25 protein-coding genes are annotated in these 21,039 nt (G+C 69.8%); 11 read left to right on the forward strand and 14 right to left on the reverse strand.

The window, feature by feature from the left end; genetic code table 11:
- Positions 1 to 91 precede the first annotated feature (91 nt).
- From AW274_RS22735 to AW274_RS22755, 5 genes are read right to left on the reverse strand one after another with little or no spacing between them, the layout of a single operon-like run.
- Complete coding sequence (locus AW274_RS22735; RefSeq protein WP_062436003.1) at positions 92 to 925, reverse strand: amidohydrolase family protein; 834 nt, start codon at positions 923 to 925, stop codon at positions 92 to 94.
- Between the two features lie 2 nt (positions 926 to 927).
- Positions 928 to 2,184, reverse strand: coding sequence for an aldo/keto reductase (locus AW274_RS39410; protein ID WP_232320246.1), 1,257 nt, complete (start codon positions 2,182 to 2,184; stop codon positions 928 to 930).
- A 2-nt stretch (positions 2,185 to 2,186) separates the two neighbouring features.
- Entirely contained in the window at positions 2,187 to 2,933 is a 747-nt protein-coding gene (locus AW274_RS22745) for an SDR family NAD(P)-dependent oxidoreductase (protein ID WP_062436005.1), read from the reverse strand.
- Complete coding sequence (locus tag AW274_RS22750; RefSeq protein ID WP_232320248.1) at positions 2,930 to 4,225, reverse strand: L-fuconate dehydratase; 1,296 nt, start codon at positions 4,223 to 4,225, stop codon at positions 2,930 to 2,932. Before AW274_RS22750 ends, AW274_RS22745 begins: the two co-directional genes overlap by 4 nt.
- A complete protein-coding gene (locus tag AW274_RS22755; protein ID WP_062436007.1) occupies positions 4,222 to 5,076 on the reverse strand; it encodes a fumarylacetoacetate hydrolase family protein in 855 nt (284 codons plus the stop codon). The genes AW274_RS22750 and AW274_RS22755 overlap by 4 nt, the downstream gene beginning before the upstream one ends.
- Before the next feature lie 176 nt (positions 5,077 to 5,252).
- Here AW274_RS22755 and AW274_RS22760 point away from each other — a divergent pair, with 176 nt between their 5' ends.
- Positions 5,253 to 6,455, forward strand: a complete 1,203-nt coding sequence (locus tag AW274_RS22760) for a cytochrome P450 (protein WP_062436009.1) — start codon at positions 5,253 to 5,255, stop codon at positions 6,453 to 6,455.
- A gap of 48 nt (positions 6,456 to 6,503) precedes the next feature.
- Here the strand turns inward: AW274_RS22760 and AW274_RS22765 are convergent, their stop codons facing one another.
- Positions 6,504 to 6,956 carry a hypothetical protein gene (locus AW274_RS22765; protein WP_062436011.1) on the reverse strand — a complete coding sequence of 151 codons (453 nt, stop codon included), beginning with the start codon at positions 6,954 to 6,956 and terminating at the stop codon, positions 6,504 to 6,506.
- 258 nt (positions 6,957 to 7,214) lie between these two features.
- The gene (locus tag AW274_RS22770) at positions 7,215 to 8,207 is read right to left on the reverse strand and encodes a GDP-mannose 4,6-dehydratase (protein WP_062436013.1); all 993 of its coding nucleotides are present in this window, start codon (positions 8,205 to 8,207) and stop codon (positions 7,215 to 7,217) included.
- 165 nt (positions 8,208 to 8,372) lie between these two features.
- Between AW274_RS22770 and AW274_RS22775 the strand changes: the two genes are divergently transcribed.
- The 3 genes from AW274_RS22775 to AW274_RS22785 are packed head-to-tail and all read left to right on the forward strand — an operon-like array spanning position 8,373 to position 11,373.
- Positions 8,373 to 9,590: a glycosyltransferase family 4 protein gene (locus AW274_RS22775; protein WP_062436225.1), complete on the forward strand. Its 1,218-nt coding sequence runs from the start codon at positions 8,373 to 8,375 to the stop codon at positions 9,588 to 9,590.
- 20 nt (positions 9,591 to 9,610) lie between these two features.
- On the forward strand, positions 9,611 to 10,324 hold the full coding sequence (locus AW274_RS22780; protein WP_062436015.1) for a class I SAM-dependent methyltransferase: 714 nt from the start codon (positions 9,611 to 9,613) through the stop codon (positions 10,322 to 10,324).
- A complete protein-coding gene (locus AW274_RS22785; protein ID WP_062436017.1) occupies positions 10,321 to 11,373 on the forward strand; it encodes a glucosidase family protein in 1,053 nt (350 codons plus the stop codon). The genes AW274_RS22780 and AW274_RS22785 overlap by 4 nt, the downstream gene beginning before the upstream one ends.
- A 10-nt stretch (positions 11,374 to 11,383) precedes the next feature.
- Here AW274_RS22785 and AW274_RS22790 read toward each other — a convergent pair whose 3' ends face one another.
- The gene (locus tag AW274_RS22790) at positions 11,384 to 11,998 is read right to left on the reverse strand and encodes a class I SAM-dependent methyltransferase (RefSeq protein ID WP_062436018.1); all 615 of its coding nucleotides are present in this window, start codon (positions 11,996 to 11,998) and stop codon (positions 11,384 to 11,386) included.
- Positions 11,999 to 12,065: 67 nt separating this feature from the next.
- On the opposite strand from AW274_RS22790, the gene AW274_RS22795 reads away from it, so the two are divergent.
- Genes AW274_RS22795 through AW274_RS22805 form a run of 3 tightly spaced genes read left to right on the forward strand, consistent with a single transcriptional unit; the run spans position 12,066 to position 13,816 of the window.
- Positions 12,066 to 12,518, forward strand: coding sequence for a pyridoxamine 5'-phosphate oxidase family protein (locus AW274_RS22795; RefSeq protein WP_062436020.1), 453 nt, complete (start codon positions 12,066 to 12,068; stop codon positions 12,516 to 12,518).
- Positions 12,518 to 12,715, forward strand: a complete 198-nt coding sequence (locus tag AW274_RS22800; protein WP_061297138.1) for a ferredoxin — start codon at positions 12,518 to 12,520, stop codon at positions 12,713 to 12,715. Before AW274_RS22795 ends, AW274_RS22800 begins: the two co-directional genes overlap by 1 nt.
- Positions 12,716 to 12,733: 18 nt before the next feature.
- Positions 12,734 to 13,816 carry a Zn-dependent alcohol dehydrogenase gene (locus tag AW274_RS22805; protein ID WP_062436022.1) on the forward strand — a complete coding sequence of 361 codons (1,083 nt, stop codon included), beginning with the start codon at positions 12,734 to 12,736 and terminating at the stop codon, positions 13,814 to 13,816.
- Between the two features lie 42 nt (positions 13,817 to 13,858).
- On the opposite strand, the gene AW274_RS22810 is transcribed toward AW274_RS22805, so the two are convergent.
- Positions 13,859 to 14,128, reverse strand: coding sequence for a hypothetical protein (locus AW274_RS22810; RefSeq protein ID WP_157520665.1), 270 nt, complete (start codon positions 14,126 to 14,128; stop codon positions 13,859 to 13,861).
- 45 nt (positions 14,129 to 14,173) lie between these two features.
- Between AW274_RS22810 and AW274_RS22815 the strand changes: the two genes are divergently transcribed.
- Positions 14,174 to 14,515, forward strand: a complete 342-nt coding sequence (locus AW274_RS22815; protein ID WP_062436027.1) for an ArsR/SmtB family transcription factor — start codon at positions 14,174 to 14,176, stop codon at positions 14,513 to 14,515.
- Positions 14,512 to 15,111, forward strand: a complete 600-nt coding sequence (locus AW274_RS22820) for a cation efflux transmembrane domain-containing protein (RefSeq protein WP_083974661.1) — start codon at positions 14,512 to 14,514, stop codon at positions 15,109 to 15,111. Before AW274_RS22815 ends, AW274_RS22820 begins: the two co-directional genes overlap by 4 nt.
- Here AW274_RS22820 and AW274_RS22825 read toward each other — a convergent pair.
- Positions 15,108 to 15,566, reverse strand: coding sequence for a GNAT family N-acetyltransferase (locus tag AW274_RS22825; RefSeq protein ID WP_232320250.1), 459 nt, complete (start codon positions 15,564 to 15,566; stop codon positions 15,108 to 15,110). The two genes, AW274_RS22820 and AW274_RS22825, sit on opposite strands and share 4 nt — an antisense overlap.
- A gap of 114 nt (positions 15,567 to 15,680) precedes the next feature.
- Here AW274_RS22825 and AW274_RS22830 point away from each other — a divergent pair, with 114 nt between their 5' ends.
- On the forward strand, positions 15,681 to 16,085 hold the full coding sequence (locus tag AW274_RS22830; protein WP_198169357.1) for a hypothetical protein: 405 nt from the start codon (positions 15,681 to 15,683) through the stop codon (positions 16,083 to 16,085).
- A gap of 58 nt (positions 16,086 to 16,143) precedes the next feature.
- On the forward strand, positions 16,144 to 16,530 hold the full coding sequence (locus AW274_RS22835) for a nuclear transport factor 2 family protein (RefSeq protein ID WP_062436033.1): 387 nt from the start codon (positions 16,144 to 16,146) through the stop codon (positions 16,528 to 16,530).
- On the opposite strand, the gene AW274_RS22840 is transcribed toward AW274_RS22835, so the two are convergent.
- The 4 genes from AW274_RS22840 to AW274_RS22855 form a co-directional block, all read right to left on the reverse strand.
- Positions 16,527 to 17,354, reverse strand: coding sequence for an aldo/keto reductase (locus AW274_RS22840; RefSeq protein ID WP_062436035.1), 828 nt, complete (start codon positions 17,352 to 17,354; stop codon positions 16,527 to 16,529). The genes AW274_RS22835 and AW274_RS22840 overlap by 4 nt on opposite strands.
- A gap of 231 nt (positions 17,355 to 17,585) precedes the next feature.
- Positions 17,586 to 18,590 (reverse strand): sugar phosphate isomerase/epimerase family protein, encoded by a 1,005-nt coding sequence (locus AW274_RS22845; protein WP_062436038.1) that lies wholly within the window; start codon positions 18,588 to 18,590, stop codon positions 17,586 to 17,588.
- 176 nt (positions 18,591 to 18,766) lie between these two features.
- The gene (locus AW274_RS22850) at positions 18,767 to 19,906 is read right to left on the reverse strand and encodes a Gfo/Idh/MocA family protein (protein WP_062436041.1); all 1,140 of its coding nucleotides are present in this window, start codon (positions 19,904 to 19,906) and stop codon (positions 18,767 to 18,769) included.
- Between the two features lie 20 nt (positions 19,907 to 19,926).
- Positions 19,927 to 20,994 carry a substrate-binding domain-containing protein gene (locus tag AW274_RS22855; protein ID WP_062436042.1) on the reverse strand — a complete coding sequence of 356 codons (1,068 nt, stop codon included), beginning with the start codon at positions 20,992 to 20,994 and terminating at the stop codon, positions 19,927 to 19,929.
- Between the last annotated feature and the right edge of the window lie 45 nt (positions 20,995 to 21,039).

Raw genomic sequence — 21,039 nt, forward strand, 5'->3', positions numbered from 1 at the left:
GAACTCCTGGGTCGGGAAAGACAGGGCGACCCAAGAGTCCGGGGGGTAACGCTGAGCGCGCGTCCTTGAACGCCGTTCTGTGGATAACCGCTTATGGCTTCAGGCGATACACCTTCTGTGCCGTCGATTCGTAGATGTACGACTGTTCGTCTCCGCTCAGCCCACTGGTGAAGTCCTTAGTTGTCTCCACTACCTCGCCATACGTCGCGGCAAGGAGGCAGACGGGCCAGTCTGAGCCGAACATGACCCTTTCCGCGCCGAAATATTCAAGGACGTGCTCCACGTAGGGCTGGAGCTGACCGGGGGTCCAGTCGGTCCAGCTGGCCTCCGTCACCAGGCCGGAGATCTTGCACGTCACGTTGTCGAGTTCGGCCAGGCCCTCGATCTCGGTCGCCCACGGTTCCATCAGGCCGCTCGCGACGGGCGGCTTGGCGGCGTGGTCGAGCACGAACCGGGCGTCGGGCAGGTCGGCCACGACCTGGCGGGCCGTTTTCAGTTGGTGGACGAGTACCAGCAGGTCGTACGCCAGCCCCGCCGCCGCGACGGCGCGCAGGCCGCGGACGACGTCGGGGCGGGCCAGCCACTCGTCGTCGGGTTCGTCCTGGACCTGGTGGCGGATGCCGACCAGCAGGTGGCCTCCGGGGCCCTCCCGCAGGTCGGCCAGGACGTCGGCGACGTCGGGGGCGGTCAGGTCGACCCAGCCGACCACGCCCCTGATCAGGCCGTCGGACTCCGAAGCCGTTCGCAGGAACTCGCGGGTCTCCTCGACCGAGGAGACGGTCTGCACGAGCACGGTGCCGGTGGCGCCGGTGGCCCGCAGCTCCGGCAGGCCGAAGGGGCGCCTGATCGGGGCGAGGGCCGTGCCGGACATCCACGGGTAGTCGCGGCGGGACGGGTCCCAGAGGTGGTGATGCGCGTCGATCATGGTCAGAACCCCAGCTCCTCCCACAGAGCCTCGGGAACGGGCCGGGCGGCCAGTTCCATGTTCCCCCGAACCTCCTGCACGGATCTCATGCCCATGACGACCGTCGTCACCGCCGGGTGACGGTGCGGGAACGCCATGGCGGCCTGCGGCAGGGTGACGCCGTGCTTCTCGCACAGGGCGGCGATCTCCCGGGCGCGGGCGAGGACGTCGTCGGGGGCGGGCGCGTAGTTGAACGTGCCTCCGACGAGGTCGTGGCGGGCCAGCAGGCCGCTGTTGAAGACGCCTCCGGCGACCACCGACACGCCGCGCCGCACGCACAGCGGGAGCAGTTCGGCGGCGGCCGACTGGTCGAGCAGCGTGTAGCGGCCGGCCAGCAGGATCGTGTCGACGTCGGTCTCGCGGACGAAGTCGGCCAGCATCGGCCACTGGTTCATGCCGACGCCGACGGCCTTCACGACGCCCTGGTCGCGCAGTTCCGCCAGGGCGGGGAACGCCTCGCCGACGGCCTGCGCCCAGTGGTGGTCGGGGTCGTGCATGAGGGCGACGTCGATCGAGTCGAGGCCGAGCCGTTCGAGCGACTCCTCCAGGGAGCGCCGCACGCCGTCGCGGGAGAAGTCCCACGCCCGCGTGTGGGTCTTCGGCACGTCGAAGCCGTCGTCGTCGCGGCCCACGCCGTCGGCCGGGACGAGCAGCCGGCCGACCTTCGTGGAGAGCACGAACTCGCCGCGCGGCTTGCCGGCCAGCACGTTGCCGAGCCGGCGCTCCGACAGGCCGAGCCCGTAGTGGGGCGCGGTGTCGAAGTAGCGGATGCCCGCGTCCCACGCGGCCTCGACCGTCGCCGACGCGTCGTCGTCGGTGAGGGCGGTGAAGAGGTTGCCTATCGGGGCGGCACCGAAGCCGTAGGTCGTCGTCACGCCGAAAACCGTAGAGAACGGAGCCCTCGGACGTACAGCCCCCGACATCTCCCACACTTTGCGCAGAGGCCCGGCGGAGGGGTCGAAGTCGCCGTCGAGGTGGCGGTTCATCTGTTTCTGCCAAGCTTGGTTGATCGGGTTGCCGGCCAGCCGCGCCTGGAAGCCGGCGTAGTCGACGACCTCGACGTAGTGGAACAGGTCGAGGCCGTCGCGCCAGATGCGCCACACCCGCGCGCCGGCCTCGCGCATCGCCCGGTCGAGGCCCGGCAGCAGCCGCGCGTGCTCGGCGTCGTAGGCGGCCTCGCTGCCGGGCTTGAGGCGGGTGCGCAGGGCGATGCGCTGCACGGTCAGCTCCTCGGCCGCAGGCGCAGGCCCTGCATGCCGCCGTCGACCGCCAGCGAGGTGCCGGTGGTGGCGGAGGCGAGCGGGCCGGCCAGGTAGGCCACCGCGTGGGCGACCTCCTCGGCGGAGACCAGGCGGCCCATCGGCTGGCGGGCGTTCAGCGCGGCCCGCTCGGCGGCCGGGTCGGTCGCGGCGTCGAGCAGCCGGCCGACCCACGGGGTGTCGGCGGTGCCCGGGTTGACGCAGTTGACCCGAATTCCGTCTTGTACGTGGTCAGCAGCCATCGCCAGCGTCAGCGAGTAGACGGCGCCCTTCGTCGCGCTGTAGAGCGCCCGCTGCGGGATCCCGGCCGTGGCCGCGATCGAGCACGTGTTGACGATCGCGGCGTGCGAGGAGGCGCGCAGGTGCGGCAGCGCGGCCCGGGTGACCCGGACCATGCCGACGACGTTGACGTCGTACACCCGCAGCCATTCGGCGTCGTCGTTGTCGGCGACCGTGCCGGCCGCGCCGATCCCGGCGTTGTTGACGACGATGTCGAGCCCGCCGAGCTGCTCGGCGGCCGACTCGACGGCCGCGCGCACCGACGCGTCGTCGGACACGTCGGCCTTGACGCCCACGAAGGGGTCGCCGGGCGGGTTGAGGTCGAGGCAGGCGACCCGGGCGCCGCGCTCGGCCAGCAGCGTGGCGATGGCCAGGCCGATGCCCTGGCCGCCGCCGGTGACCAGGGCCTTGAGGCCCTCGAACTCGGTCATGCGTCCCTCCAGACCGGCCCGTCGGGGAACAGGTGGGCCGCGATCGACTCGGGTCGCATCTCGGCGCTGAACCCGGGTGCGAGCGGGGCCCGGTAGACGCCGTTCTCAACGACGACCGGATCGGTGAAGTGCTCGTGCAGGTGGTCGACGTACTCGATGACGCGATTCTCCATGGTTCCGGTCACCGACACATAGTCGAACATCGACAGGTGCTGCACCAGCTCGCACAGGCCGACGCCGCCGGCGTGCGGGCAGACCGGCACGCCGAACTTGGCGGCCAGCAGCAGGATCGCGATGTTCTCGTTCACCCCCGCGACGCGGGCGGCGTCCAGCTGGAGGTAGGAGAGCGCGCGCTTCTGGAGCAGCTGCTTGAAGATGACCCGGTTCTGGACGTGCTCGCCGGTCGCGACCGGGATCGGCGCGATGGCGCGCGCGATGGTGGCGTGGCCGAGCACGTCGTCGGGGCTGGTCGGCTCCTCGACCCAGTGGGGCGAGTAGGGGCTGAGCTCCTTGATCCAGTGGATCGCCGCGCCGACGTCCCAGCGCTGGTTGGCGTCGATGGCGATCGGGAAGCCCTCGCCGCAGACCTCGCGGGCGATGCGCATGCGGCGCACGTCGTCTTCGAGGTCGGCGCCGACCTTCAGCTTGATCTGCTTGAAGCCGTCGTCGAGCGCCTCCTTGCAGAGGCGGCGCAACTTCTCGTCGTCGTAGCCGAGCCAGCCGGGCGAGGTCGTGTACGCCGGGTAGCCCGTCTCCAGCAGCTTCTCGATGCGCTCGGCGCGGCCGGGCTCGGCGCGGCGCAGGATCTCCAGCGCCTCTTCCGGGGTGAGCTCGTCGCCGATGTAGCGGAAGTCGACCAGGCCGACGAGCTCCTCGGGCGACATCTCGGCGAGCAGCCGCCACAGGGGCTTGCCCTCGCGTTTCGCCTTCAGGTCCCACAGGGCGTTGACCACGGCGCTGATCGCCATGTGCATGACGCCCTTCTCGGGGCCCAGCCAGCGGAGCTGGCTGTCGTACACCATCTCCTTGTAGAGGGCGCCGAGGTCGCTGACGTCGCGGCCGAGCACGTAGGGCTCGAGCGCGCGGATGGCGGCGGTCTGGATGTCGTTGCCGCGGCCGATCGTGAACGCGAAGCCGTGGCCCTCGCACTCGCCGTCGGAGAGCACGACGTAGGCGGCCGAGTAGTCGGGGTCGGGGTTCATCGCGTCGGAGCCGTCGAGCTCCAGCGACGTCGGGAACCGGATGTCGAAGGTCTGGAACGACTGGATGGGCGGGTGGGTCGACGAGGTCACGCCTGCCCCACCGTCTGCCGCTGCCGGCCGAGACCGTCGATCTCGAGCTCCATGACGTCGCCTTCCTTCAGGTAGGGATGCAGGCCGCTCAGGGCGACCCCGGCGGGTGTGCCGGTGTTGATCACGTCCCCGGGTTCGAGGACCATGAACTGGCTGAGGTAACGCACGATCTCGGCCACGCCGAAGATCATGTTCTTGGTGCCGCCGTTCTGCTTCAGGTCGCCGTTCACCCAGAGGCGCAGCCCGAGCGCCTGGGGGTCGGCGACCTCGTCGGCGGTGACGAGCCACGGGCCGAGCGGCTGGAAGGTCTCGCAGGACTTGCCCTTGTCCCACTGACCGCCGCGCTCCAGCTGGAACTCCCGCTCCGACACGTCGTTGGAGACCGTGTAGCCGGCGACGGCCGCCAGCGCCTCCTCGTGCGAGGCGAGGTAGCGGCAGGTCGCGCCGATCACGATGGCGAGTTCGACTTCCCAGTCGGTCTTCACGCTGGCGCGGGGCACCAGGACTTCGTCAAAAGGTCCGACGACTGTGTTGGGGGCCTTCATGAAGACCACCGGCTCGGTCGGAACGGCGGCGCCGGACTCCTCCGCGTGGTCGCGGTAGTTCAGTCCAATGCATACGATCTTTCCGGGCCGCGCGATGGGCGGACCGATGCGGAGACCGTCCTGGTCGAGCTCCGGAAGGGGGTCGCCGGCCAGTGCCGCACGGATCCGGTCGAGGCCGCCGGAGGCGAAGAAGTCCGGGGTGAAATCGGCTCCGTTGAGGAATTCGCCCAGGTCGAGCAGCCGCCCGTCGTCTGTGAGCACGGCCGGGCGTTCCGCGCCTTTTCCACCTACTCGAAGCAGCCTCACGACTCCCCCTATACATCCGATGTTTGCATGAGGAAGCCTGATGCCACGCCTGCCTCCCTGTCAAGCTCAGACATCGGATGACCTGTTCGGCCCCGAAACATGCTTGGCTAGAACACGTTCCACGTCTCTTCTTTGAGGCGGATTCGTAGCGGCCCCAACGATGATCGGGTGATCAGATGCACATCGACCTCGTCGACATGGATCGGTACGCGGCCTCCGGCGCGCCCCACGACCAGTTCGCCTGGTTGCGGGCCAACGCCCCGGTGTTCCGCCACGAGGGCGGTCAGAGAGAGGGCTGGCCGCCTTTCTGGGCGCTGACCAAACACTCCGACGTGGTGCACGTGTCGCGGCGCAGCGACCTGTTCTCCTCCCACCAGCGGCTGGCGCTCTTCCCCGAGCCGGGCGAGGCGGAGATCGAACTCCAGCGCCTGATGATGCTGAACCAGGACCCGCCGGAGCACACCCGCCGCCGCTCGCTGGTCAACCGCGGCTTCACCCCGCGCGCCATCTCCAAGCTGGAAGACCACATCCGCGACATCTGCCACGAGCTCATCGACGAGGCCCAGGCGAAGCCGAACGTCGACTTCGTCCGCGACATCGCCGCGCCGCTGCCCCTGTACGTCATCTGCGAGCTCCTCGGCGCGCCCGTCGAAGACCGGGGCAAACTCTTCGAGTGGTCCAACCGCATGATCGGCATGGACGACCCCGACTACTCGGTCAGCCCCGAACAGGGCCAGATGGCGGCGATGGAGGTCTACGCGTACGCCAACCAGCTGGCCGAAGCCCGCCGCGACGACCCCCGCGACGACCTGGTGACCAAGTTGCTCCAGCCTGGCGACGACGGTGAGGAGCTGAGCGTCGAGGAGTTCGACCTGTTCGTGCTGCTCCTCGTGGTGGCCGGCAACGAGACCACCCGCAACGCCGCCTCCGGCGGCATGCTGGCCCTCTTCGAGCACCCCGACGAGTGGGCCAAACTCGTCGCCGACCAGTCGGTGGCCAAGACCGCCGCCGACGAGATCGTCCGGTGGGTGGCCCCCGTCAACCTGTTCAAGCGCACCGCCACCCAGGACATGGAGCTGCGCGGCCAGCAGATCAAGGAAGGCGACAAGGTCGTCATCTTCTACGCGGGCGCCAACCGCGACGAGGAGGTCTTCGCCGACCCGGAGGTCTTCGACGTCACCCGCGACCCCAACCCCCAGCTCGGCTTCGGCGGCGGCGGCGCCCACTTCTGCCTCGGCAACCACCTGGCCAAGATGGAACTCCGGGTGCTCTTCGAGGTCCTGTCGGAACGCGTCCCGAAAATCCAGCAGTCAGGCGAAGCCCGCCGTCTCAGGTCCTACTTCATCAACGGCATCAAAGACCTGCCGGTCTCCCTCTGACCCCGCCACCGGTGCGGGGCCGGCCGACCGGCCCCGCACCGTCTCCCGTCAGCAGGCGGTCCGGGCGACGCGAGTGCCGGGGAGCGCCACGGCGGCCAGAGTCGGGAAGGTGTACGTGGCCTCGGTGACGGCGAAGGTGTAGACGCCCGGCCCGTCGCAGCGGAAGGTGAAGATCTGGTCCAGGGTGGCCTGGCCGTTCAGATCACTGGTCGTGTGGAAGGGCCCAGAGGCGACGAGGGCGTCATCCTTGCGGATCTCGAACCGTCCCCTGACCGAGCAGGGGGTCAACGTCCAGAAGGGCAGAGAGGTCCGGCAGTGTGACGTGAGGCTGCCGTGCGGCCAGTCGCCGTCCTCCAGGCAGAGCCGCCAGAGCACACTCGACCCGGTCTTCCGGGTGTCGATCTCCGCTCCGCAGCCGGAAGTCTGAGCCTGGGCCGGCGACGCCGGCAGCGCCAAGAGCGCCGAACCGAGCACGACCAGCCACAGAGTGTATTTTCTCATGCGCAAAAAGTAGCGATCCCGGCTACCCGTTTCCCGAGAAGTCGTTTCCGGCACGCCCAAGAACCTGAGTCATATGGGGGACTTGCTCGCCCGCGCCCGTGCCTGGACTGAGGAGCGCAGGAGAGCGAAGCGAACCGGAGCGACGAGGGAAGGCACGGGCAAGAAGCGGGCGAGCCGCCGCGCCGAAGGCGCGGCCATCAAACACCTCGGGCGAGCCGCCGCGCTGAAGGCGCGGCCATCAAACACCTGCGGCCGCTCCTACGGCCAGCTGGACTCCTGCGGGTCGCCGCCCTCGCTCAGTAGGCGCAGGTCCGACTCCACCATCATCGCGATCAGTTCTTCGAACGGTACCGTCGGCTCCCAGCCGAGCTGGGTTCTGGCCTTCTTCGGGTCGGCGCAGAGCAGGTCGACCTCCGCCGGGCGGTGGAGTGCCTGGTCGGCGATGACGTAGCGCTCCCAGTCGAGGCCGGCCGCGGAGAAGGCGGCCTCGACGAGTTCGCGGACCGACTGGGTGCGGCCGGTGCCGATGACGTAGTCCTCCGGGTTGGCGGCCTGGAGCATCAGGTGCATGGCCCGGACGTAGTCGCCCGCGAAGCCCCAGTCACGCCGGGCCTCCAGGTTGCCGAGGCGGAGTTCGGTCGCCAGGCCCAGTTTGATGCGGGCCGCGCCGAGCGACACCTTGCGGGTGACGAACTCGGCTCCCCGGCGGGGGGACTCGTGGTTGAACAGGATGCCGGAGACGGCGTACATGCCGTAGGACTCGCGGTAGTTCTGGGTCAGGAAGTGGCCGTAGGCCTTGGCCACGCCGTAGGGCGAGCGCGGGTGGAACGGGGTGACCTCGGTCTGCGGGGTCTCGCGGACCTGGCCGAACATCTCCGACGACGACGCCTGGTAGAAGCGGATCTCGCCGCCGCGCGAGGAGCAGACGCGGATCGCCTCCAGCATGCGGAGCACGCCCATGCCGGTGACCTCGGCGGTCAGTTCGGCCTGCTCCCACGACATGGGCACGAACGAGATGGCGCCCAGGTTGTAGACCTCGTCGGGGCGGACCTTCTCGACGGCCGAGATGAGCGACCCCTGGTCGAGCAGGTCGCCGCGGACGAGGTGGATGTCCTTGGGCAGCCGGGCGACGCGCGGGTTCGACTGGCCGCGGACCAGCCCCCACACCTCGTAGCCTTCGGCGAGCAGGTGTTCGGCGAGATAGGAGCCGTCCTGACCGGTGATGCCCGTGATCAACGCGCGTCTGGCCAACACGTCCTCCTCCGTACGCGAACTTTGTAGGCGAATGTACCCCGAAGGCCCTGACCGGGCCGCATTCGTAGAACACGTTCCACCGAACGGCATTCCACCCGCCTAGGCTAAGGTCATCTCAGGTGCCCCTACAGGGGCGGAAAGGGGTGCATCGGGGTGGAGAGGCTGCGCGTCGCACTGCTGTCCTATCGCAGCAAACCCACCTGCGGCGGTCAGGGGGTGTATCTCCGCCACATCACCCGCGAGCTCGTGGCGATGGGCCACCACGTCGAGGTGTTCTCCGGTCAGCCCTATCCCGAGCTCGACGAGGGCGTGATCCTCAACAAGATCCCGAGCCTCGACCTCTACCGGGACGAAGACCCTTTTCGCACCCCCAAGCTGGGCGAATACCGCGACTGGATCGACCTTCTCGAAGTCGGCACGATGTGGACGGCCGGCTTCCCCGAGCCGCTGACCTTCAGCCTCCGGGCCTACCGTGAGCTCAAGGCGCGCATCGGCGACTTCGACGTCGTACAGGACAACCAGACGCTCGGATACGGCGTGCTGGGCATCCAGAAGCACTTCCCGGTGGTGGGCACGATCCACCACCCCATCAGCGTCGACCGGCGGATCGAGCTGGAGGCCGCCGAAGGCTGGGCCAGGCTCTCCAAGCGGCGCTGGTACGGCTTCGTCCGCATGCAGGCCTACGTCGCCGCGCGGCTCAAGCCGATCCTGACCGTCAGCGAGTCGTCGGTGGCCGACATCCACCGCGACTTCCGCGTGCCGCAGTCGAACCTGCGCCTGATCCCGCTCGGCGTGGACACCCGGTTCTTCCATCCCCGCCCCGAGCTGCCCAGGCGCAAGGGCTCGATCGTGGCGGTGGCCAGCGCCGACTCCCCGATGAAGGGGGTCGCGACGCTGCTGCGCGCGGTCGCCAAGCTGTCCACCGAACGCGACGTGAACCTGACCGTCGTCAGCAAGCCGACCCCCGGCGGCCCGACCGAGCAGCTCGTGGCCGAGCTCTCGCTGCACGACCGGGTGCGGTTCGTCCACGGCATCACCGACGACGAGCTCGGCGAGCTGATCGCCACCTCCGAGGTCTCCGTCGTGCCGTCCCTGTACGAGGGCTTCTCGCTCCCCGCCGTGGAGCACATGGCGTGCGGGACCCCGCTGATCGCGTCCCGGACCGGTGCCCTGCCCGAAGTGGTGGGCGACGCCGCGGTCCAGGTCGCGCCGGGCGACCCCGAGGAGCTGGCCGCCACGTTGCGCCGCCTGATCGACTCCCCCGACCTGCGGGAGGAGTACGGCAAACGCGGCTTCGACCGCGTCATGGAGCGTTACGCGTGGCCCGTCGTGGCGCGCAAGACCGTTGAGGCCTACCGCGAGGCCATCGCCGCGCGCTGACCCGAAGGGTTCCCCGAGAGATGCTGACCGTCGATTTCGCCCGGCTGCCCGTCGGGCCCGGAGACCGTGTGCTCGACCTGGGCGCCGGTGGCGGCAGGCACGCCTTCGAGGTGCTGCGCCGGGGCGCCGACGTGGTCGCCTTCGACCTCGACCCGGCCGAGATGGAGTCGGTGGGGGCGATGTTCGCGGCCATGGACAAGGAGGGCGAGGTCCCCTACGGGGCGACCGGCGAGACCGTGGTCGGCACCGCGCTCGACATGCCGTTCCCCGACGCGTCGTTCGACCGGGTGATCGCCTCGGAGGTGCTGGAGCACATCCCCGAGGACATGGCGGCGATGAAGGAGATCGTCCGGGTGCTGAAGCCCGGCGGGCTGCTGGCCGTGACGGTGCCGGCCTTCCTGCCCGAACGGGTCTGCTGGGCGCTCTCGGAGGCCTACCACACGGCTCCCGGCGGGCACATCCGGATCTACACGCTGGCGGAGCTGTCGGCGAAGCTGAAGTCGTCGGGCCTGGAGATCGGCGACCACCACCACGCCCACGGGCTGCACACGCCCTACTGGTGGATCAAGTGCGCGGTCGGGGTCGACAACGACGACCACCCGATCGCCAAGGCCTATCACGAGCTGCTCGTGTGGGACATCATGAAGCGCCCCGCCGTCACCCGGATCGCCGAGCAGATCCTCAACCCGGTGATCGGCAAGAGCGTGGTCCTCTACGCCCGGAAGCCCGCATGATCCCGGCGGTGCCCGGGGTCGTGACCGGCGACGAGATCGCCGCCACCGCCGCCAGCATCGCCGCCGTCCAGCTCCCCGACGGGGGTGTGCCGTGGCCCGAGGGCCACGTCGACGCGTGGAACCACGTCGAGTGCCTGATGGCCATGACCGCCGCCGGCCTGCGCGAGGCGTCGGCGCGCGGCTGGGAGTGGATCAGGCGGCACCAGCGGCCCGACGGCTCGTGGCCGATGAAGGTGCTCGACGGTGAGCCGCTCGAAGACCGGGGCGAGTCGAACCACGCCGCTTACGTGGCCGTCGGGGTCTGGCACGACCTGCTGGTCACCGGCGACGAGGCGTTCGCGCGGGAGATGTGGCCGGCGGTCGGCCGGGCCCTCGACTTCGTGACGGGCCTGCAGACCCGGCGCGGCGAGATCGTGTGGGAGGCGGCCGCCGGCTCCTACGCGCTGCTGACCGGCTGCTCCTCGGTCTACCAGGGCCTGCGCTGCGGGGTGCGGCTGGCCGAGCGCCTGGGCGACCCCCGGCCCGACTGGGAGCTGGCCGCCGACCGGTTGGGCCACGTGCTGCGCGAGCACCCCGAGGCGTTCGCCGACAAGAGCCGCTTCTCGATGGACTGGTACTACCCGGTGCTCGGCGGCGCCCTGCGCGGCGAGCGGGCGCTGCGCCGCCTCGACGACGACTGGGACCGCTTCGCGGTGGCCGGTCTCGGCATCCGCTGCGTCTCCGACCAGCCGTGGGTGACCGGCGCCGAGTCGTGCGAGCTGGTGCTGACCCTCGACGCGGTCGGCGACGACGACCGGGCCCTGAAGGTCTTCACCGAGATGCAGCACCTGCGGCACCCCGATGGGGGCTACTGGACGGGCTGGCAGTTCGTGAACGAGCGCCACTTCCCGAACGAGCGGTCGGCGTACACGGCGGCGGCGGTGATCCTGGCCGCCGACGCGTTGTCGCGCACGACCCCGGCCAACGGCGTCTTCCGCGACGCGGGCGGCTTCGCCGAAGACCGCGCCTCCGACGAATGCGGCTGCCAGCGGGCCGCCTCGCCCGCCTAGACCCGCTCCCCTAGACCCGTTCCAGGGCCCGAAGGGAGCCGGTCACCCGGACCTCCTTGAACCCCTCGTCGAGGGCCCTGCGATAGATCTTGTACGGCGCCTGCCCGCCGTCGGCCGGATCGGGGTAGACGTCATGGAAGATCAGCACCCCGCCCGGCACCACGTGGGGCGCCCAGCCCTCGTAGTCGCGCGTCACCGGGTCTTCGGAGTGGCCGCCGTCGACGAACAGCAGGCCCAGCGGGGTGTGCCAGTGGGCCGCCACGGTCGCCGACGCGCCGACGACCGCGACGACGACGTCTTCGAGGCCGGCCGTGGCGATGGTGGTGCGGAAGAAGGGCAGCGAGTCCATCTGGCCGAACCGGGGGTCGACCAGGGTGGGGTCGTGGTGGGCCCAGCCGGGCTGGATCTCCTCCGAGCCCCGGTGGTGGTCGACGGTGAACAGCACCGTGCCGGCCACGCGGGCGGCGGCGCCCAGGTAGACGGCCGACTTCCCGCAGTAGGAGCCGATCTCGGCCATGGGGCCGCGGGAGCCGTACAGGAGACCGAGCTCGTAGAGGGCCTGGCCCTCGTCGGGGGGCATGAATCCTTTGGCCCGCTCGGCGGTGTGTCGCAAAAGCGCCGGCATCGGAGGGTGTGTCACCCGCCCGAGACTACCCTTGTCCCCGCAGGTGGAACGTGTTCTACTTCTGGTCGTGAACCAGCGCGCGCGGATCGTGATGACCGGCGAAGAGGTGGCCACCCTGCTGAAAGAGGGCCGCAAACTCCAGCTCGCCACGATCAACTCCGACGGCACGCCCCACCTGGTGACCATGTTCTACGGGTTGTCCGACGACGGCCGGTTGATCTTCTGGACCTACGGCAAGGCGCAGAAGTCCCGCAACATCGCCCGCGACCCCCGGGTGACCTGCCTGGTCGAGGTGGGCGACGACTACGGCGACCTGCGCGGCGCGACGATCTACGGCACCGCGCTCCCCTACGACGACGTGATGGACGCCGGCATGCGCATCACGGCCCGGATGACGGGCCAGGACCCCGAACCGATGCGCCCATACGTGGAGATGACGGGACGCAAGCGCGTCGCCTACATCGTCGAGCCGGGGCGCGTAGTCTCCTGGGATCACCGCAAACTGCACGGGAGCTCCTGATGCCGAAGGTCATTGTCGACTACCTCGTCTGTGAGGCCAACGGGGTCTGCGTGGGTCTGGCCCCTCAGGTCTTCGACCTCGACGACGACGACAACCTGCACGTTCTGCTGGAAGAACCCCCCGCCGAGATGCTCGACCGGGTCAGGCACGCGGTCCGGTCATGCCCGAAGGCGGCACTTTCGCTCGAAGAAGAGTAAAAACCACCGGAGGTTCCCATGCGCGGCGCTCTGCTGCACACCATCGGCGCGGACAAGCTCGACATCCGCGACGACCTGACCGTCATCCCGGTCGGCCCGTCGGACGTCCGGGTCCGGATCAGGGCGACCGGCGTCTGCCATTCCGACCTGTCGGCCATCTCGGGGGTGCTCCCCCAGCCCGCGCCCCTGGTGCCGGGCCACGAGGGGGCCGGCGAGGTCGTCGAGGTCGGCGACCACGTGACGAGCGTCGCGCCCGGTGACCACGTGATCATCAACTGGACCCCCGCGTGCGGGTCGTGCCCGAGCTGCTCCCACGGCCAGCCGCACCTGTGCATGACCTCGGTCGTGCGCGGCTTCACCGAGCCCGGCTTCACGTTCGACGGCGGCAAGCCCGCCTTCGGCATGGCCGGCTGCGGCACCTGGGCCGAGGAGATCGTGGTGCCCGCCGGCGGCGCGATCAAGGTCGACGCCGACGTCCCGTTCGAGATGGCGGCCCTGATCGGCTGCGGCATCACCACAGGCGTGGGAGCCGCGCTGAACACCGCCAAGGTCCGCCCCGGCACGACGGTGGCCGTGGTCGGCTGCGGCGGCGTGGGCCTGTCGGTGATCCAGGGCGCCCGCATCTCCGGCGCGACCACGATCCTGGCGATCGACCCCCTGGAGTCGAAGCACGAGCTGGCCAAGAAGGTCGGCGCCACCCACGCCTGCACCCCCGACCAGCTCATGGACGCCATCACCACGCTGACCGGCGGCCAGGGCTTCGACTACGGCTTCGAGGTCGTCGGCAAGTCCCAGGCCATCATGACCGCCTGGCAGGCCACCCGCCGAGGCGGCGACGTGATCGTGGTGGGCGCCGGCGCGATGGACGACATGGTCCCCCTCAACGCCTTCAGCCTCCTGTTCGACGGCAAGAACCTCCTCAGTTCCCTGTACGGGGGAAGCGACGTCCGCCGCGACTTCCCGTTCTTCGCGGGGCTCTACAAGGCGGGCAAACTCGACCTGGAGAGCATGATCAGCTCCCGCATCCAGCTCACCGACCTGAACGACGCGGTGACGGCGTTAAAGGGTGGCGAGGTCCTCCGCCAGATCGTCCTGCTGTAACCGGCCATCCCGACGGCGGCGCCGCGTGCTCGGCGCCGCCCGTCAGAGACCCCGCAACACGTCGGCCAGGTCGTCGCCGTAAGAGGCCCAGCAGGAGATGACGCCCGAGCCGTCCATCTCGCCGACGAGATATTCGCCGTCGCGCACCACGTACCGGCCGCCGACCATGATGATCAGCGACGGACGGACCGGGGCGCCGTCCAGGAGAACCGGCGTGTCGAGCGGCAGCAGGACGGCGTCTTCGGCAACGGCGACCTCGGCGACGCGTGCCAGAGTCCAGCCCTCGGGGAGGCTGGGGTCGGGGGAAGCCATCGCGTCCTCCATTGATCGATCGACGATTCTGGATATCATCGCACTATGGCGATTGATAGTCGTTGTGTCAGTGCCGACATCGCGTCCGGCGTCGCCCCCGCCGCCGCGCTCTTCCACTCGCTCGCCGACGAGACGCGACTGCGGATCGTCCGGCGGCTCGCGGACGGTGAGGCGCGGGTGGTCGACCTCACCGGCGAGCTGGGGCTGGCGCAGTCCACGGTGTCCAAGCATCTGGCCTGTCTCCGGGGCTGCGGGCTGGTCGACTTCCGGACCGAGGGGCGGCAGTCGTTCTACGCGCTCACCCGCCCCGAACTGATGGACCTGCTCGCGTCGGCCGAGCTGCTGCTCCAGGCCGCCGGCCACGAGATCGTGTTGCGGCCCGCATGACGGCCGTCGCGGTCCGCCGGATCAGGTGGCTGGTCGGGGCCACCATCACGTACAACGTCGTCGAGGCCGCGGTGGCCCTCACGGCCGGGACCGTCGCCTCGTCGGCGGCGCTCGTCGGCTTCGGGCTCGACTCGGTCGTGGAGGTCGCCTCGGCCACCGCCGTGGCCTGGCAGTTCTCCTCGGCCGACCACGAACGGCGCGAGAAGACCGCGTTACGGGTCATCGCGGTGTCGTTCTTCGCCCTGGCCGCCTACGTCGCCTTCGACGCCGTCCGGGCGCTGCTGGGTGCGGGCGAGGCCGACCACTCCACCGTGGGGCTGGTGCTGGCGGGGGTGTCTCTGGTGGTCATGCCGGTGTTGTCGTTCGCGCAGCGCCGGGCGGCCAGGGAGATCGGCTCGGCCAGCGCGCTGGCCGACTCCAAGCAGACCCTGCTGTGCACCTACCTGTCGGCCGTGCTGCTCGTGGGCCTGGCGCTCAACAGCCTCTTCGGCTGGACGTGGGCCGACCCGATCGCCGCCCTGGTCATCGCCGCCGTGGCGGTGAAGGAGGGCCGCGACGCCTGGCGCGGCGACGCCTGCGGCTGCTGCGCGAGCTAGACGGCGAACGAGATCCAGGTGTCGGGCGGCCGCCGTTCCTCCGTCCAGCCGGGCCCGGCGACCGTCGTGGCGACGTGCCGCCAGAAGTGCACGGCCGGCAGGTTGGCGTCCTGGAAGGCGACGTCCCAGGAACCCGGATGACGGGCGAGGACGTCCTGAACGGCCCGCAACCCCACACCCGAACGGCGGACCGCGCGCACGACGAAGAAGCTGTTCAGCACCCGCGTGGGCGCGTCCAGGGCCCGGACGAAGGCGAAGCCGAGCGGGGCCCGATCCCGTTCGATCAGGTAGGCCGCCCAGTGGGGGTCGCCGAAGGCGGCGTCGACGCGTTCACTGCGGAAGGTGCCGTCGGGACGGGGCACGACACCGGCGAACTCGGACATGTCATGGCGGAACATGAGCCACAGGCGCTCGACCGTGGGCCGGTCGGCGGCGGTGGCGGGACGGACGTGCACGCAGGCTCCTGAGGGCATGAAAAAAGCCTCCCCGGCGCACCGGAGAGGCGAATAATGGTCAAAGTATATCGCCCCAGCACATACATGCATGTGTTCACTGGAGGAGCGATGACCATGTCCACCCGGCCCGCCGACGACGGCGGCCTGGAGATCACCATCCGGCTGACCGCCGCCGAAACCGAGGCCATGGCGACCGAGACGCGGCTGATGGCCGAGGCGTTCGACAGTCACCTGTGGGTCCTGGGCATGCTCCGGACCGGCACCAACTCGCGCGATCCCGGCTCTCCCCCGCCCGTCCAGGGAGACTGGGCGACCGCGCTCTGGGCCGCCCACCGCCTGCCCCCGCGCCTGGACGCCATCAGGACCGCCGCCATCCGCGCCTTCATGGCCTCGGGCGGCAACGCCGAACGGCTGGCGAACCTGCTGCGAACCGACCCCGCCGCCGCCAGAGCCCTCTGGACCGAGGTGAAGGGGCAACCCCCCGGCGACTGGGAACGGTGGGCCGCCGGGGGATCGTAAAACCCACCTTCGCCCCGTATCGTCCCCCTCAGTGCTGTCGATCAAGGGAGGATCGGTTATGTCCGCCGACGAGGCGCGCCGCGTCTTCGACGTCGTCGACGCGTTCGACCCCGACGAGTTCGTCAAGCTCCTGGCCGAAGACGCCACCATGCGCTTCGGCAACGCCGCCCCCGGCCAGGGCCGCGAGGCCATCGCCGCCGCCCTGCGCGGCTTCTTCTCCACCATCGCGGGCCTGCGGCACCGCATCGTCCGCACCTGGACGACCGGAGCCGACACCGTCGCCGAAACCGAGGTGACCTACACCCGGCTCGACGACAGCGAGGTCGACGTGGTCGCGGTCTCGATCTGGACCAGAGGCGACGACGGCCTCATCACCGACTACCGCGTCTTCGTCGACCTGGCCCCCCTCTACTCCCCGCAGACCTCGGTGGTGACGACGATCTAGAACTCCTCGTGCGTGTCCGGGTCGAGGCGCACGGGCTTCCCGGTGTCGAGCGCCGTGACGGCCGCGACGTCGGCGGCGTCGAGGTGGAACCCGAAGAGGTCGATGTTCTCCCGCTGCCGCAGCGGATCCCCCGACTTCGGCACCACGCTGATCCCCCGCTCGACCAACCACCGCAACACCACCTGCGAAGGCGTGCGCCCCACCCGCCGGGCGATCTCGACGATGACCGGATGCGCCAGGATCCCGGTGTTCCGCTCCAGCGGACTCCAGGCCTGCAGCACCGTCGGATCGCCCTGCGTGGCTTCAATATGCGCCGCCTGGGCGTGGGTAGGCGAAACCTGCCGCTGGTTCACGGCGGGATGCACCCCGGTCTCCTTGACCACGGCGTCGAGATGCTCAGGCGTGAAGTTCGACACCCCCACCGACCTGATGAGCCCCTCCCGCGCCAGTTCGAGCAGCGCGGCATAGGTCTCGACGTACAGCCCCAGCCGAGGCAGCGGCCAGTGGATGAGATAGAGATCGACGTAGTCGAGCCCCAGCCGCTCCAACGACCCTTCAAGGGCGGCCCGAGCCTTGGCAGCCCCGTGGTCCGACCCGCGAAGCTTGGTCGTGACGAAGAACTCCTGCCGGGGCAACCCCGACTCGCGCATGCCGTCGCCGACGGCGGCCTCGTTCCCATAACTGGCGGCGGTGTCGAGCAGCCGATACCCGGCGTCGACCGCGGTCAGCACCGCATCGATGGCCGAACGGCCGTGCAGGGGGTAGGTACCAAGCCCGACGAGGGGCATCGGGTGCCCGGTGTTGAGAGTCACGTGACTAGACATGACTCCATGGTCGTACGGGGGACGTGCGAGGCCGCGTCCGGGCCTGGACTGAGGAGCGCAGGAGAGCGAAGCGAACCGAAGCGACGAGGGAAGGCCCGGACATGAAGGCGGCCGAGCCGCCGAGCCGGAGGCGCGGCCATCAGACACAGGAGCCCGTCGTGCCGGAGGCACGACATAAAGACAGGCCTGCGCCCCTGACCTCGGAAACGCAGACCTGCCTCGTTCAGATGATCACTCCGAGCTGAAAGCGGCGTCGAAGGCAGCCGCCGGCGGGGTGATCGCGTTGAGCTTGGAGATGTACGCCAGGGCCTCGGGCGCGCCCATGAGGCGGTCCATGCCGGCGTCCTCCCACTCGATGGAGATGGGGCCGTCGTAGCCGATGTGGTTGAGGGCGCGGAAGCAGTCCTCCCACGGCACGTCGCCGCGGCCGGTGGAGACGAAGTCCCAGCCGCGCTTGGGGTCGGCCCACGCGAGGTGCGAGGACAGGATGCCGCGGCGGCCGTCGCCGATGCGGACCTTGGCGTCCTTGCAGTCGACGTGGTAGATCCGGTCGGCGAAGTCGAGGATGAAGCCGGCCGGGTCGAGCTGCTGCCACACCATGTGCGACGGGTCCCAGTTGAGGCCGAAGGACGCCCGGTGGCCGATGGCCTCCAGGGTCTTGACCGTCGTGTGGTAGTCGTACGCGATCTCGCTGGGGTGGACCTCGTGGGCGAAGCGCACGCCCTCCTGCTCGAACACGTCGAGGATGGGGTTGAAGCGCTCGGCGAAGTCCTCGTAGCCGCGGTCGATCATGGCCTGGCTGGCCGGCGGGAACATGGCCACGGTGTGCCAGATCGAGGAGCCGGTGAAGCCGACCACCGTGTTGGCGCCCAGGAGGGCGGCGACGCGGGCGGTGTTCTTGGTCTCCTCGGCGGCGTTCTGCCGGACCTGCTCGGCGTCGTCAGACCACAGGCGCGAGGGCAGGATGCCCTTGTGCCGCTCGTCGATCGGGTGATCGCAGATGGCCTGGCTGATCAGGTGGTTGGAGATCGTCCAGACCTTGAGGTTGTACTTCTCCAGGGTCTCGAGCTTGCGCTTGACGTACCCGGGGTCGGCCAGGGCCTTGTCGATCTCGAGGTGGTCGCCCCACGTGGCGATCTCGAGGCCTTCGTAGCCCCATTCGGAGGCGAGGCGGCAGACCTCCTCGAAGGGCAGGTCGGCCCACTGGCCGGTGAAGAGGGTGATCGGTCGCGTCATGATCGTCTGTCTCCGTCAGTCTCCTGGGATGGGGTCTGCCCCTTCCGCCCGGAACGCGAAACGGCTCGGGTGGCACTCACGTGTACGTCGCCTCGGCGCGACGGCGTACACGCGACCGTGCCGGTCGCGTTCCGGGCGGCCGGGAACCCCGGTCCCCCCGAAAGGTGTGCGTGGTCTTAGACAGTCGTCCAGCGGCTGTCGTCGCCGGCGCTGCGCTCGACCGCGTCGAGCACCTTCTGCACTTGGAGTCCGTCGTCGAACGTGGGCGTGGGGTCCGCCCCGGCCGCGATGGCCTCCAGGAAGTCCTTCACCTCGTGGGTGAACGTGTTCTCGTAGCCGAGTCCGTGGCCCGGGGGCCACCACGCGCCCGCGTAGGGGTGACCGGCCTCGGTGACGAGCACCCGCCGGAAGCCACCTTCCTCCGCGGCCAGCGTGTGGTCGTGGAACCACAACTCGTTGAGCGACTCGAAGTCGAACGAGATGCTGCCGAGCGACCCGTTGACCTCGATGCGCAGCGCGTTCTTGCGGCCGGTGGCGAAGCGAGTGGCCTCGAAGGAGGCGATCGCGCCGCCGCCGAAGCGGCCGGTGAAGATCGCGGCGTCGTCGACGGTGACCTGGCCCATCTCGGCGCCGCCCTGGGCGGAGAGCCCGGCGGAGGCGTCGGCGAGGGGCCGCTCCTTGATGAACGTCTCGGTGATGGCCGAGACGCCCGTCAGGTGTTCACCGAGGATGAACTGCGCGGTGTCGATGATGTGCGCGCCGATGTCACCGAGCGCACCCGATCCGGCCTTGTCCTTCTGCAGACGCCAGACGAGCGGGAAATCGGGGTCGACGATCCAGTCCTGGAGGTACTGGGCGCGGACGTGACGGATGGTCCCGAGACGGCCCTCGGCGACGAGCTGGCGGGCCAGCGCGACGGCGGGGACGCGCCGGTAGTTGAAGGCGACCATGCTGCGCACACCCCGGGCCGCGGCCGCGCGGGCGGCGGTGGCCATGGCCTCCGCCTCCTCGACGGTGTTGGCCAGGGGCTTCTCGCACAGCACGTGCTTGCCCGCCTCGAGCGCGGCGATGGCGATCTCGGCGTGCGAGTCACCGGGCGTGCAGATGTCGACCAAGTGCACGTCGTCGCGCTTGACGAGTTCCTTCCAGTCCGTCTCGACGGACGCCCAGCCCATGGACTCGGCGGCCGCCTCGGTGTTCGCCCGCGACCGGCCGGACAGGACCGCCATGGACGGTTTGACCGGCAGGTCGAAGAACGCACCGACACTGCGCCAGGCCTGGGAGTGCACGCGTCCCATGAACGCGTACCCAACCATGCCAACCCCGATGACCGGCTTCACGACTCGAAGCCCAGCGGCAGGTACTCGGCGGCGTTCTCCTTCGTGATGGTCTCGGAGGCCAGGGTGATGGACTGCGGGACCTGGTGCTCCAGAAGGTCGCTCATGCCCTTGCCCTGCGCGATCAGGCGGGCGAGCTTGATCGCGGAGGCGGCCATGGTGGGCGAGTAGGTGACCGTCGCCTTGAGGACGCCCGAGTCGGCCTGGATGTCACGCATGGCGTTGGCCGAACCGGCGCCGCCGACCATGAAGAACTCGGAGCGGTTGGCCTCCTTGATGGCGGCCAGCACGCCGATGCCCTGGTCGTCGTCGTGGTTCCAGATGGCGTCGATCTTGGGGTGCGCCTGGAGCAGGTTGGCGGCGACCTCGGTGCCCGACTCGACGGTGAACTGCGCGTCCTGCTTGGCGGTCACCGAGAAGCCGTAGCTCTTGAGAGCGTCCTCGAAGCCCTTGCTGCGGTCCTGGGTCAGCGGCAGCGTGGCGATGCCCTGGATCTCCAGGATGACCGGGTTGGCGGTGCCCGCGTCCTTGAGCTTCTTGCCGATGAAGTGGCCGGCGGCCACGCCCATGCCGTAGTTGTCGCCGCCGATCCAGGTCCGGTACGACAGCTTGTCCGGGAACACGCGGTCCAGGTTGACGACCGGGATGCCGGCGTCGGTGGCGGTGCGGGCGATCTGGTTCAGCTGCGCGCCGTCGTTCGGCAGCATGACGATCACGTTGACCTTGGCCGCGATGAGCGACTCGACGGCCGAGATCTGCTGGTTGATGTCGTTGGTCGGCTCGACGGCCTTGAACTCGACATCGGAGTACTGCTTGGCGGCGTCGGCGGCGTTCTTCGCGATGGCCGCGATCCAGCCGTGGTCGGCGGCGGGGGCCGAGAAGCCGATGACGACCTTGTCGCCAGGGGCGTCGTTCCCACCGGCCGGGGCCGGAGCGGGGGCTGCGGCCGCCGTGCTGGCGTTCGCGGCCGGGGCGGGCTCGTTGCTGGTGCAGGCCGAAACGAGCGCACCGGCGCCGATGACGGCACCGCCGAGGAGGAATCCGCGGCGACCCGGGGTCTGGGTCATGTTTGTTCTCCTTGGAGAGTTATTTCCGGCAGTGAGGTACCAGAG

The sequence above is a fragment of the Herbidospora daliensis genome (genome assembly GCF_001570585.1).
In the GTDB taxonomy this organism is placed as follows: Bacteria; Actinomycetota; Actinomycetes; order Streptosporangiales; family Streptosporangiaceae; genus Herbidospora; species Herbidospora daliensis.